This window comes from Aeromonas intestinalis (assembly GCF_054052485.1).
The window spans coordinates 167,107-179,067 of record NZ_JBSTYK010000007.1 but is presented as its reverse complement, the minus strand read 5'-3'; the positions used below and the strand labels follow the sequence as shown (position 1 = coordinate 179,067).

The window sequence follows — 11,961 nt, the reverse complement described above, 5'->3', positions numbered from 1 at the left end:
CGCGTCTTGGGGCACCCCCACTCATTGCACAGATGAAAAGCGGCCATGGCAGCATCAGCTGGCGGCCATCAACAGGAGGAGTCGGTCATGAATATCGCCATCCATTTCGAGATCCCGGTACGGGATCTCGCGCGGGCCATCCGTTTCTACGAACGGGTGTTTGGACTCGAACTCGAGCGAGTCAATATCGATGGCAACGACATGGCCCTGTTCCCTCTGGACGACGCGGCCCCCGGTTGCTCGGGAGCTCTGGCCATGGGGGAGAGTTATGTGCCAAGCCTCGATGGCACCCGCATCTATCTGAGGGTGGCAGATATCGAACTGGCCATGGGCCGCGCCCTCGCGGCGGGGGCTCTGGTGCTCTACCCTGTCACTCGGGTGAGCGAGACTATCCGGGTGGCGGAGTGTCGGGACTCCGAGGGCAATCGCATCGCCCTGCAGGAGATGACGGCGGGCTGAGCCTTCACTATCAATCGACAAGGCCAAGGGGCCGGAACCCATATGATGACGATACGTATTGCCACCCCGGCGGATGTGGCCGGGATGTTCGAGGTGCGCACCCAGGTACGCGAGAACCATCTGTCCCTCGCCGAGCTGGCAGAGCTTGGGATCACCCCACAGAGCCTGCCCGCCATGCTGTGCGGTAGCGGGTGCGGCTGGGTTGCCTGCGATGAGGGCAGGGTGGTGGCTTTTGCCATGGCGGATGCCGGTGAGGCGACTCTGTTTGCCCTGTTCGTGCGTCAGAGCCATGAAGGCAAGGGGCTGGGACGCCAGCTGATGCAGGCGGCCGAGCACTGGCTGGCGGCACAGGGTTGCCGCGAGGTATGGCTGCTGACGGATGCCGACAGGGCCGTCAGGGCGAATGGGTTTTATCGTCATCTCGGCTGGCGGGATGACGGCATTCAGGACGATGGGCAGGTCCGCTTCACGAAGCCCTTGCCGGAAGTCGTCTGACGAAGCGGAACGGGCGGAGCCCGCTTATGTGAGAGGGAACAGGCCGAGGCATCGGCCTTATTTTTCTTCAGGAGGCGTTATGGAAGGTCATTGTCTGTGTGGCGGGATCGTCGTCTCGAGCGGCGATCACAAGGAAATCAACCTGTGTCACTGTGCCATGTGTCGGCGCTGGTCCGGTGGGCCCATGTTCGCGGTGCATGGTGGTACCCAGGTCAGCTTCAAGGGACTCACTCCGGTGGCCTACCGCTCATCCGAGTGGGCGGAGCGCGGCTTCTGCCCGACCTGCGGCACCCATCTCTTCTACCACCTGCTGCCGACGGATGAATACATCCTCTCTGCTGGCCTGTTCCAGGGGGAGGCGTTCGAGCTGGCGAGCCAGATCTTCATCGACGAGAAGCCGGACTTTTATGCGCTCGAGAACGACACTCCGACCCTGACCGGGCAGCAGGTGTTCGAGCAGTTTGCCCCCAAGCCTTAAGCAACCCATAGGTTCATGCCGTGTCACCAGCACGGGAGCCGTGGCCCAAGGAGACCGTCATGGATGAACAGCCCAAGGTGAAGGGACCCGCCTCTTATTTTCCCTTCATCGAACAGAAATATGGCCAGCCCATCGCGCATTGGCTGGGGCTGCTGGCAAGCCGGGAAGAGCGAAAGCACATGGCACTGGTGGCCTGGTTGAAAGAGGAGCACGGCATGGGCCACGGCCATGCCAACGCCCTGGTGGCTTACTTCCTGGCGCAGGGGTAGCGCGTTTTGCTTGCCACTCGAAGAGAAGCGTCGAGGGCAGCGCCTCTCACTGGTGCCTGCGAGTGAATGTCATAGCGGCGGCAAGCTGATTGGAGGGGCGCTAGCCTCTAAGGCGAGCGAGGTAACGAGAGGAGAAGCAGGATGAAGATAAGCGTCAGCGTCTGGGTGAAGCGCCCCCTCGCCACCGTGTGGCAGGGCTGGAACACCCCCGCCAGCATCATGGCGTGGAACGCCGCCTCCGAGGATTGGCACACCGACAGCAGCCGGGTGGATCTGCGCGTCGGTGGGCGTTTCTGCCACCATATGGCGGCCCGGGATGGCAGCATCGGCTTCGACTTCGAGGGGACCTTCACCGCCGTGGATCCGCCCGGGCTGCTGGATTACGTCATGGACGATGGTCGTGAGGTCCAGGTGCGGTTCAGGGAGGGGGCGGGGGGAACCCGGGTGGAGGAGGTGTTCGACGCCGAATCCGAGCATAGCGAAGGGATGCAACGAGCCGGCTGGCAGAGCATCCTCAACAACTTCAAGCGGTATATGGAAAGCGCGCCCTGAGGCGCGCTTTTTCTGTTTGCCGTTCGGTATGCTTACTCTTCCACGTCCAGCAGCACCAGGATGGCGCTGTCGCCCCCCCACTCACGGGGGGCCTGGTGAAAGGCGCGCACATTGGGGTGCTGGGCCAGCCAGCTGGGAATACGCTGCTTGAGGATGTGTTTGCCGATGCCGTGCATCACCGAGGCAACGTGGATGTTCTCTTTTTGACACAGGGTCAGCAGGGCGGCCAGCTCCTGTTTCGCCTGGTGCTGGTTCATGCCGTGCAGATCGAGGTAAATTTCCGGCGGATAGCTGCCCCGCTTGAGCTTTTTCAGCTCGAAGGCCGACACATCTTCACGCACGAAACGGGTCGGGCCATCCTCCTCCAGATGGGGCTGGTATTCATCGCTGAAAAAGTGGTCAACCCCAAGCTTTTCGCGGCTCTCACGCAGTTCGCGTTTCTGCTTGACCGGGCGCAAGTCGGCCCTTATGGTATCTTGCTTTATTTTCCGGGTACCTTTGACCGCATCGCGAAACAGCAGGCTTTCCTCGTCTGTGGGTGAGGGCGTTTTTTTCATCAGGTACTCGTCTTGCTCGCTATATAAGAATGCTCGGGCCGGATATTACTCGACTTGGAGGTGGATTTGGACAAGATATTTATCGACGAGGTGGTTGCCGAGATGCACACCATCCAGGACATGTTGCGCTGGGCCATGAGTCGTTTCAACGACGCCGGGATCTTCTACGGACATGGAACCGACAACGCCTGGGATGAGGCCGTGCAACTGGTGCTGCCCGCGTTACATCTGCCGCCGGACGTGGATCCCGGCATGCGCCACTCCCGCCTGACCACCAGCGAGCGCCACCGCATCGCCGAGCTCATCATCCGCCGGGTGCAGGAGCGCGTGCCCGCCGCCTACCTGACCAACAAGGCCTGGTACGCCGGTTGGGAGTTCTATGTGGACGAGCGGGTGCTCATTCCGCGCTCTCCCATCGCCGAGCTGGTGGCGAACCGCTTCGCGCCCTTCCTCAAAGAGGAGCCGACCCGGATCATGGATCTTTGCACCGGCTCCGGCTGCATCGCCATCATCATGGCCCATGAATTCCCCCATGCGGAAGTGGATGCCATCGACATCAGCGTCGATGCCCTGAACGTCGCCGAGCGCAACATCAACGATCACGGCCTTGAGCAGCAGGTGATCCCCATCCGCTCCGACCTGTTCCGCGACCTGCCAGCCGGTGACAAGTACGATCTCATCGTCTCCAATCCGCCCTACGTGGACTCCGAGGACATGTCGGATCTGCCGGACGAGTTCCGCCACGAGCCGGAACTGGCATTGGCCTCCGGCTCCGATGGCCTCAAGCTGACCAAGCGTCTGCTGGCCAACGCTGCCGATTTCCTCAAAGAGGACGGCGTACTGGTGGTCGAGGTGGGCAACAGCATGATCCACCTGGAAGAGCAGTTCCCCGAGGTGCCCTTCACCTGGGTCGAGTTCGAGAATGGCGGTCACGGTGTCTTCGTGATGACTCGTGCAGAACTCGAGCAATACCAGTCTCATTTCGCGATTTACAAGAGCTAAGCAGGAGCACGCATGGCAGGGAACAGTTTTGGCCAACTCTTTCGGGTCACCACCTTCGGCGAGAGCCATGGTCTCGCCCTTGGCGCCGTGGTCGACGGCTGCCCGCCGGGGCTGGAGATAAGCGAAGCGGATCTGCAAATCGATCTGGACCGCCGCAAGCCCGGCACCTCCCGCTATACCACCCAGCGCCGCGAGGATGACGAGGTGAAGATCCTGGCAGGGGTGTTCGAGGGCAAGACTACCGGTACTTCCATCGGCCTCTTGATCGAGAACCAGGATCAGCGCTCCAAGGATTACTCCGACATCAAGGACTTGTTCCGTCCGGGCCACGCCGATTACACCTATCACCAGAAGTACGGCCAGCGCGACTATCGTGGCGGTGGTCGTTCCTCTGCGCGGGAAACCGCCATGCGGGTAGCGGCAGGGGCCATCGCCAAGAAGTACCTCAAGCAGATGCACGGCATCGAGATCGTGGGGTTCCTCTCCCAGCTCGGCCCCATCAAGGCCGAGGCGTTCGATGCATCCCAGATTGAGCAGAACCCCTTCTTCTTCCCGGATGCGGGCAAGCTGGAGGCCCTCGACGAGTACATGCGGGCGCTCAAGAAAGAGGGCAACAGCATCGGTGCCAAGGTGCAGGTCATTGCCCGCAATGTGCCGGTCGGCCTCGGCGAGCCGGTGTTTGACAGGCTGGATGCGGATATCGCCCACGCCATGATGGGGATCAACGCGGTGAAAGGGGTGGAGATCGGAGACGGTTTCGCCGTGGTGGAGCAAAAGGGCTCGGCGCATCGTGACGAGATGACCCCGACCGGCTTTGCCAGCAACCACGCGGGCGGCATTTTGGGGGGCATCTCTTCTGGTCAGGAGATCGTGGTGAGCATGGCGCTCAAGCCGACTTCCAGCATCACGGTACCGGGCAAGACCATCACCACCAGCGGTGAGGCCACCGAGATGATCACCAAGGGTCGTCACGATCCTTGCGTCGGCATTCGCGCCGTGCCCATCGCCGAGGCCATGCTGGCCCTGGTGTTGATGGATCACCTGTTGCGCCACCGTGCCCAGAATCAGGGCGTGCTGACCCAGACCCCCCAGCTGCGTTGAGCGTCCCGCCGGCGTACCGGCTGATCGTTGCAGTGAAAGAAAGAAGGCGGCCCCAGGGCCGCCTTCTTGTTGTTGCATCATATCTTGCAAAGGATCAGACATCCGAGTCGGGGAAACGGGTATTGTCGAAGCGGCAACGAGGGGCGCTCAGGGTGGGGACAAGATGGCGCTGCGTGTTGATGGCCATATCGATGCGGGCCAGGGCTGCTGTGCTGAGGGCCCCTTTGGCGATGATCAGGCTGACCGGTTGCCGATGCAGCAGCAACTGGCACTGGATCTGCTCCTGTACCCCCAGCTGGGTCAACCGGTGCTGGGCGTGCTGCCACTCCATGATGACCCCATCGAGGCGCCGGGCCAGCAGCAGCTCGAGGAGTTTGTCATCCGAATTGTATTCCCGCGCCAGTTTGAGTGAGGGACATGCCTCGGTCAGCGGGGTAGGGCGGGTGCCACGCAGCTTGCCAAGGCGCAGCCTCGTCTGTTGGCAGAGATCGGCGAAACGGGCAATTCCCTGCCAGCGATCGGGGGCTTCCTGTGTCCCCTGATGGCTCAGCAGCACGAAGCTGGCATGCCGATAAGGGGCGGAAAAGTGGGCAAACTGGCGCCGCTCCGGGGTATCCATCGCCCCCATGGCCATATCCAGTTGCTGGCGTTCGATCAGGTGCAAGGCCCGCGCCCAGGGGATGTCACGAAACTCGGGAGAGAGGCCCGCCTCCTGCAGGATCTGGCGAGTCAGCCGAATGTCCACGCCATCGAGATGTCCATCGGCCTCGCGCTGACTGAAGGGAGGCCAGTGGCTCCATGCCACCGACAGCGTCTCCTGGGCGGAAAGGGGCAAACTCAGGCCTAGCCATATCAGCGTCGACACCAGTGCCCGTGGCATGGCGCGCCTTGTATTGATGCCAGTCAACCAGAACCTCCTGTTCCGTTGGATGTCGAGACCCTTGTCAGCGAGGCAGGTGTCAGACCTGGCTCACACGGGTAACTGCGTCGTCATTCTGCCCGTGGCCACGGGCTTTTTCCAGTCGTGCTGGGAGGGGGGTCACATTTTTCTCGTGTAACTGTGACAACTCCGTTAAACTGCGCCTCTATTCTTTCCCCTTTGCTCTGCTCCCCGGGGAAATCGTGTTTTCTTCATAGGCCCGGACCCTGTGAGATGGCATCGGCTCAGCAGAGGAGCCCCACCACAACTTCCCGGCGCCACTATCCCTAGCAGGTAATTATGAGTTTTACTTCCCTCGGTCTGGCCGAACCCTTGTTGCGTGCCGTTGCCGAGCAAGGCTATGACACTCCTTCTCCCATCCAGCAGCAAGCGATCCCCGCCGTATTGGCCGGTCGTGACCTGATGGCCGCCGCCCAGACCGGGACCGGCAAGACAGCGGGCTTCACCCTGCCCATGCTGCAGCGTTTGACCGAGAGCAAGCGCAAGGTTTCCCCGAACCGCATCCGTGCCCTGGTGCTGACACCGACCCGCGAGCTGGCCGCCCAGGTGGGCGAGAGCGTGCGCAACTACGGCAAGCACCTGCCAATTCGCAGCCATGTCGTCTTTGGCGGCGTGAGCATCAACCCGCAGATGATGGCGACCCGCCGTGGTCTGGACGTACTGGTGGCCTGCCCGGGTCGCCTGATGGATCTTTACAACCAGAACGCCGTGAAGTTCGACGAAGTCGAGATCCTGGTGCTGGACGAAGCGGATCGCATGCTCGACATGGGCTTTATCCGCGACATCCGCCGCATCCTGGCCCTGCTGCCGAAGAAGCGTCAGAACCTGCTGTTCTCCGCCACCTTCGCCGACGAGATCCGCGAGCTGGCTACCGGCCTCTTGGACAACCCGGCGGTGATCGAAGTGACCCCGCGCAACAGCACCGCCGAGCGTATCGAGCAGCTGGTACACCCCTGCGACAAGGCCAACAAGATTGCACTGCTGAGCCACCTGGTCACCAGCAACAACTGGCAGCAGGTGCTGGTGTTCACCCGCACCAAACACATGGCCAACCGGGTAGCCGAGACCTTGGACAAGAACGGCGTCAGCGCCGCCGCCATCCATGGCAACAAGAGCCAGGGTGCCCGTACCCGCGCACTTGCCGGTTTCAAGGATGGCAGCGTCAAGGTGCTGGTGGCGACCGACATCGCCGCTCGTGGTCTTGACATCGACAAGTTGCCACAAGTGGTCAACTTCGAGCTGCCGAACGTGGCGGAAGACTATGTGCACCGCATCGGCCGTACCGGTCGTGCTGGCGCCGCCGGTCACGCCATCTCTCTGGTGGCGGCCGATGAGGGCAAACTCATCAAGGCCATCGAGCGCCTGACCAAGCAGAACATCCCCTGCGAGCAGGTGGCGGGTTTTGAAGCGTCCCGCGAGACCCTGGACAACATCGCCCGTGGCATCGGTGCGCCTCTTCGCAAAGAGCCCCGCGATCCGAGTGAGCAGCGCCGTGCGCCGCGCCCGCAGGGTCAAGGCCAGCGCCAGGGTGCCGGCCGTTCCGGCAATGGTGGCAACGGCGGCGGTGCCCGCTCCGGTAACGGTGGCAAGCCCAAGCCCCAGGGCGACCAGCGCCCGGCTGACGGTGCCGCCAAACCGGCTCAGGCCCGTCGCCCTCGTCGCGCCAGCCACAACCAGTAAGAACCGGGTGGGGATGCTTTCTCCCCTCGATAAGGTTGTCAACGTGCGCTGATGCAAAGCCCTGCCAGATCTGGCAGGGCTTTTTCATTGTCTGACCGGGCGCCAGGCGCCCCGCCTCGCAGTGGTTCTCTCATCAATGTTTCACCGTTCGGTCATCCCGGTGTCATCTGGCCGGGGCAGGCTGCCCCTATCGACAGGCGGCCAAAATCCGCCGGTCACCATGGGCCAACGCCTCGTCAAAGGAGCATCTTATGACCAGCTGGGTAATGTGGGAGATCTGGTGGAGCCGGATGTGGGGTGGGTCTGCGCTGGGGCAGACAACCGAATATGAGTACGACGCCGAGGTGGCCCATGAGCCATCCCGCCTGCCGGTGGAGCTGATTGCCGAGGGCAGGGCGACACGTCCCTATCCGCCAAGGCCGCGGGGCTAGCCGTCACAGCGTAAAGGCAACGTTAAAATAGCCGCAACTGCTCGTTGGGGCGGATAAAACGCTCCGTATTGAGTGGAATGTGGCGCTTTCCAAGGGCGAGGCGCCTGCTGACAAGCTTGAAACGCTGGGACAGCAGGTCTGCAAATTGCCCCTCACCGCGCATGCGGGTGCCGAAGGCGGGGCTGTTGAGGGAGCCGCCCCGGCTTGCCCGCAACTGATTCAGGATGGCCTCTTTCTGCCCGGGATAGTACTCATCCAGCCAGTCACTGAACAGGGTGGTGAGCTCGTGGGGCAGGCGCAGCAGTATGTAGTCGGCGCAGCCAGCCCCCGCGGCCACGGCGGACTTGATGATCTGTTCGAGCTCGGGTTCGTTGAGGCGGGGGATCATGGGGGCGGCCAGCACCCCGACCGGTACGCCGGCCCCGGCCAGCTTCTCGATCACCTTCAGACGCCCGGCACCGCTACTGGCCCTGGGCTCCAGCTGTCTCCTCAGGGTGTCGTTGAGGGTGGTGACCGATACCATCACCTGGCAGAGTCCCTCCTTCGCCAGTTCCCCCAGCAGATCGAGATCCCGCAATATCATGGCGCTCTTGGTAATGATCCCCACCGGATGGCGGTGGGCCAGCATCACCTCCAGTAGCGCGCGGGTGAGGCGATAGTGTTGCTCGATGGGTTGGTAGGGATCGGTGTTGGCGCCGAGCACTATGGTCTGGGGCTGATAGCTCGGCTTGGCAAATTCCCGGCGCAGCAGGGCGGCGGCATTGAGCTTGGCAAATAACTTGGTCTCAAAGTCGAGGCCCGGCGAGAGTTCCAGATAGGCGTGGCTGGGTCTCGCGTAACAGTAGATGCAGCCGTGCTCACAGCCCTGATAGGGGTTGATGGAGCGCCCGAAAGGCACATCCGGTGAGAGGTTGTGGCTGATGATGCTCTTGGCCTCGATCTCCTGCACCTGGGTCTGGATGGCCTGGGCGTCAAACGCCGGCTCCCACTCCTGGGTCTGCCAGCCATCGTCGACGGCATCTACCCGAGGGCCGCTGAATCTGTGATCGACATTGTGGCTGCTGCCGCGTCCCGCCATCTCGTCATACCAATACTGTTTATATATACAGTCATTGTGGCGGCAATGGGGCGAGAGTGCAAGCCACGCTGATCGGGCGCTATCTAAAACTGCATCGCAAATGAATCTCCTGCTTGATCTGTCGCTACATTTCGTTTACATAGACGAAATGCGAACTGGATCACGGAAAACATCATGAAACCCACTGCCTCACGCTGGCTCTTTATCGGTGTCATCGGCCTGGTCATCTGGCGCCTGATCCCGCTCTCCACCGAGCAGGAAATGGCGGCGGCGAACCGTGCCTGGCGAGTGGGCCATTTCGAGGAGGCGACCCGGATCTGGCAGCCGCTGGCGGAGCAGGGCCAGCCGAGGGCCCAGGCCCTGATGGGCTGGAGCTTCGAGGTGGGGCAGGGGAGCGAGCAGGATCTGGAGCGCGCCCTCGCACTCTATCGCCAGTCCGCCGAGGCGGGGGATGCCTTTGGCCAATACCGGCTCGGGGAACTTTATCTGCGCGGGGTCGGGGTGCCGCGGGATCTGCACCTCGCGTTTCAGTGGATGGAGCGGGCCGCCCGCAACGGGGACGTGCCGGCCATGCTGAAAGTCGGGGTTCTGCACCTGATGGGGGTCAATGGCCGGGTGGAGATGGGAGAGGCCAAACAGTGGCTCTATCAGGCCTCCCAGAAAGGCAACAAGCTGGCACTCAAGGTATTGCAGGAGCTGGCCCTGGCCGAGGAGGGGCGCAGCGAATTTGACTTCAATTGGCAACCCTTGCTCGGCACCTCCTGAGTCAAACTCCTCGACATCACCTTCTTACCTGGATGCGGCAAGAGCAGAGAGTGCTCATGCCGTTAGTGGATCGTGGTACTGAAACGAGAAGCTGTGCAGCCGCGTTTTCAACCCGGCGGGATCCCGGATGACGATGGTTCCCCTTTCCGTCCTGATGGCCCCCAGCTCTGACAGGACATGCAAAATTTCGTTCAGTCTGGGGCGGCTGATGCCCACGATGTGGCTGAGGGTTTGCTGGGTGATCTTGATGCGGCTTTCGACGTCATTGGGCGGGGCCGCCTTGTTGGCCAGTTCCAGCAGCACATAAATGATCCTGGAGGTCAACGACAGCAGTGTATTGCTGCCAGTCTGCACCAGGATCCGCCCTATGTGCTGGGCGATGAAGAACAGCAGCTGGTATCCCTCGGGATGGCGGTTCAGCCATGACTCCACCTTTTCCTTGGGGAATAGCACCAGTTCGGTGGGGGTGATGGCCTCGTAGATACCCGGGGTGGGGATCGCATGGATTGACTGGATACCAAACCAGCAGCCATGACCATGGAGCATGCCAAGGGAGGCATCCATGTTTTCACTGAAGGTATAGCCGGTGAGACAGCCGGAGCGGATATACACGATACCGGGTAATCCATCATTCAATCTCTTGAGGTCCAGCGGCTCAGCCATATCGATGAAGTCATCGCGAAGCTGAGGGGGCAAGGGGCAGGGCCATCGAATGTCGGTCGCCAACCCTCCACGCCAGTCACGTTGTTTCGTACTCATCCGCGCTTTCCTTGTTCTATCGAGATAACCGACAGCGTTATTCACCCGGGATATTATCGCCAATGTTCTTGAAAGAACAGAGCTTCCCTTTATGGATTGTTAATATATGAAAGCACCGTCATGTAAAAAATAAAATAAACCTAACCCTTATGCCGAGCATTTAATAGAGAAACATGGAGTGTTCGTTGTTTTGCCAGATGGAACGTTCTGATGTCAGACCATTCTGGAGTAGCGATGCAACCCAAAAAAAATTCATTATTAGTCAGCAACAAGACAGTCTCGTACGATCTTGTTCTGCATTCACCGATGATATTCATTGTTTCGATGACTGCCTGGCGGCATATATGTCCATGGCTGATATGGGCTGGCCTGATATCGTCATGTGTGACTTTAACACCAGGGACAGCCATGTCGTGAAATTCCTTCATGCATTCTCTGAGGTAAAGAAATGGACTGGCGTTATTTTATTGTCAGAGACTCACCATGACATTTTGCCGTCGATAATCGACATGCTGCGATTGAATCAGGTTGATGTCCGGTTGTTATCCGGCCCCATGGCGGATGGTGGCGCGCTGGTTTGCACGCTGCAGAGCCTGCTGATGATGCAAGGGATGAATGTGGACAAGCAGGTGTTGGCGTTTGAACCGACGAGAGCGCAGCTGCTCGAGGCGTTATCCTGCGGGCATATTCAACCCTATTTTCAGCCCCAGATAACCATTCAAAATGGACGATTGATGGGGGCTGAGGCCCTTGCCCGCTGGGAACATGTTGCTCTCGGCCTGCTGGCTCCGGCGCAGTTCATGGATGCAATACGTCGCCATGATTTGTTGAATCGGCTGAGCGAGGTCATCCTGGATGCCTCACTGCAATTTGCGAAAAAATGGTGTGATGCCGGCCGTGAGATCCGGGTGTCGGTCAACGTCTCGGCGGATCAGATCGCCGATGAACATTATCCGGAACGGGTCGTCTCGCTGCTGGCAAAGTACCGATTGCCTTCATCTTGCCTGTGTATCGAGATCACTGAGGATGAGCGCCATCAATATGCTTCCCGCACGCTGGCAGGCGCTGCCCGCCTGCGCCTGCATGGCATAGCGCTCTCGCTCGACGACTTCGGGAAGGGGCATGCATCCCTATTCAACCTGATCCGCAATCCGGTGACCGAGTTGAAGATTGATCGCGCCTTTATCAGTCGAATGCTGGACGATCCTCGCCACTATGCAGCGGTGAAAACCTCCATCTCGATAGCCCAAAGCCTGGGGCTGCAGACAGTCGCGGAGGGGGTTGAAAACATCGATCAGATCCATGCACTCAAAGCACTGGGCTGTCACTGCATGCAAGGGTTTTATTTTTCACCCGCCATATCATCCCTCCATTTCTATAATTGCTGGAGTTAGC

General features: G+C 60.6%; 15 protein-coding genes. 11 read left to right on the top strand and 4 right to left on the bottom strand.

The window, feature by feature from the left end; genetic code table 11:
* The first annotated feature begins 87 nt into the window (after nt 1–87).
* The 5 genes from ACW5W7_RS11125 to ACW5W7_RS11105 all read left to right on the top strand — a co-directional run bounded on the left by ACW5W7_RS11125 (nt 88) and on the right by ACW5W7_RS11105 (nt 2,253).
* Nucleotides 88–459: a VOC family protein gene (locus tag ACW5W7_RS11125; RefSeq protein ID WP_456501736.1), complete on the top strand. Its 372-nt coding sequence runs from the start codon at nt 88–90 to the stop codon at nt 457–459.
* A 42-nt stretch (nt 460–501) separates the two neighbouring features.
* The gene (locus tag ACW5W7_RS11120; RefSeq protein WP_349917591.1) at nt 502–954 is read left to right on the top strand and encodes a GNAT family N-acetyltransferase; all 453 of its coding nucleotides are present in this window, start codon (nt 502–504) and stop codon (nt 952–954) included.
* Between the two features lie 79 nt (nt 955–1,033).
* The gene (locus ACW5W7_RS11115; RefSeq protein ID WP_456501735.1) at nt 1,034–1,432 is read left to right on the top strand and encodes a GFA family protein; all 399 of its coding nucleotides are present in this window, start codon (nt 1,034–1,036) and stop codon (nt 1,430–1,432) included.
* A gap of 59 nt (nt 1,433–1,491) precedes the next feature.
* The gene (locus ACW5W7_RS11110) at nt 1,492–1,701 is read left to right on the top strand and encodes a DUF4287 domain-containing protein (RefSeq protein ID WP_456501734.1); all 210 of its coding nucleotides are present in this window, start codon (nt 1,492–1,494) and stop codon (nt 1,699–1,701) included.
* 141 nt (nt 1,702–1,842) lie between these two features.
* Nucleotides 1,843–2,253 (top strand): SRPBCC domain-containing protein, encoded by a 411-nt coding sequence (locus ACW5W7_RS11105; protein ID WP_456501733.1) that lies wholly within the window; start codon nt 1,843–1,845, stop codon nt 2,251–2,253.
* A gap of 32 nt (nt 2,254–2,285) precedes the next feature.
* Here the strand turns inward: ACW5W7_RS11105 and smrB are convergent, their stop codons facing one another.
* Nucleotides 2,286–2,810, bottom strand: a complete 525-nt coding sequence (gene smrB / locus ACW5W7_RS11100) for an endonuclease SmrB (protein WP_349917585.1) — start codon at nt 2,808–2,810, stop codon at nt 2,286–2,288.
* 66 nt (nt 2,811–2,876) lie between these two features.
* Here smrB and prmB point away from each other — a divergent pair, with 66 nt between their 5' ends.
* A complete protein-coding gene (gene prmB / locus ACW5W7_RS11095; protein WP_456501732.1) occupies nt 2,877–3,812 on the top strand; it encodes a 50S ribosomal protein L3 N(5)-glutamine methyltransferase in 936 nt (311 codons plus the stop codon).
* Nucleotides 3,813–3,824: 12 nt separating this feature from the next.
* Complete coding sequence (aroC, locus tag ACW5W7_RS11090) at nt 3,825–4,913, top strand: chorismate synthase (protein WP_456501731.1); 1,089 nt, start codon at nt 3,825–3,827, stop codon at nt 4,911–4,913.
* Nucleotides 4,914–5,007: 94 nt separating this feature from the next.
* On the opposite strand, the gene ACW5W7_RS11085 is transcribed toward aroC, so the two are convergent.
* A complete protein-coding gene (locus ACW5W7_RS11085; protein ID WP_456501795.1) occupies nt 5,008–5,793 on the bottom strand; it encodes a substrate-binding periplasmic protein in 786 nt (261 codons plus the stop codon).
* A gap of 339 nt (nt 5,794–6,132) precedes the next feature.
* On the opposite strand from ACW5W7_RS11085, the gene ACW5W7_RS11080 reads away from it, so the two are divergent.
* The gene (locus ACW5W7_RS11080) at nt 6,133–7,533 is read left to right on the top strand and encodes a DEAD/DEAH box helicase (protein ID WP_456501730.1); all 1,401 of its coding nucleotides are present in this window, start codon (nt 6,133–6,135) and stop codon (nt 7,531–7,533) included.
* Between the two features lie 251 nt (nt 7,534–7,784).
* On the top strand, nt 7,785–7,964 hold the full coding sequence (locus ACW5W7_RS11075; RefSeq protein WP_349917579.1) for a hypothetical protein: 180 nt from the start codon (nt 7,785–7,787) through the stop codon (nt 7,962–7,964).
* A gap of 22 nt (nt 7,965–7,986) precedes the next feature.
* Here ACW5W7_RS11075 and ACW5W7_RS11070 read toward each other — a convergent pair whose 3' ends face one another.
* Nucleotides 7,987–9,042, bottom strand: a complete 1,056-nt coding sequence (locus tag ACW5W7_RS11070) for a PA0069 family radical SAM protein (protein WP_456501729.1) — start codon at nt 9,040–9,042, stop codon at nt 7,987–7,989.
* A gap of 174 nt (nt 9,043–9,216) precedes the next feature.
* Between ACW5W7_RS11070 and ACW5W7_RS11065 the strand changes: the two genes are divergently transcribed.
* A complete protein-coding gene (locus tag ACW5W7_RS11065) occupies nt 9,217–9,807 on the top strand; it encodes a tetratricopeptide repeat protein (protein WP_456501728.1) in 591 nt (196 codons plus the stop codon).
* Between the two features lie 54 nt (nt 9,808–9,861).
* On the opposite strand, the gene ACW5W7_RS11060 is transcribed toward ACW5W7_RS11065, so the two are convergent.
* On the bottom strand, nt 9,862–10,470 hold the full coding sequence (locus ACW5W7_RS11060; protein ID WP_456501727.1) for a Crp/Fnr family transcriptional regulator: 609 nt from the start codon (nt 10,468–10,470) through the stop codon (nt 9,862–9,864).
* A gap of 293 nt (nt 10,471–10,763) precedes the next feature.
* Here ACW5W7_RS11060 and ACW5W7_RS11055 point away from each other — a divergent pair, with 293 nt between their 5' ends.
* On the top strand, nt 10,764–11,960 hold the full coding sequence (locus tag ACW5W7_RS11055) for an EAL domain-containing protein (RefSeq protein WP_456501726.1): 1,197 nt from the start codon (nt 10,764–10,766) through the stop codon (nt 11,958–11,960).
* Nucleotide 11,961: the final 1 nt, after the last annotated feature.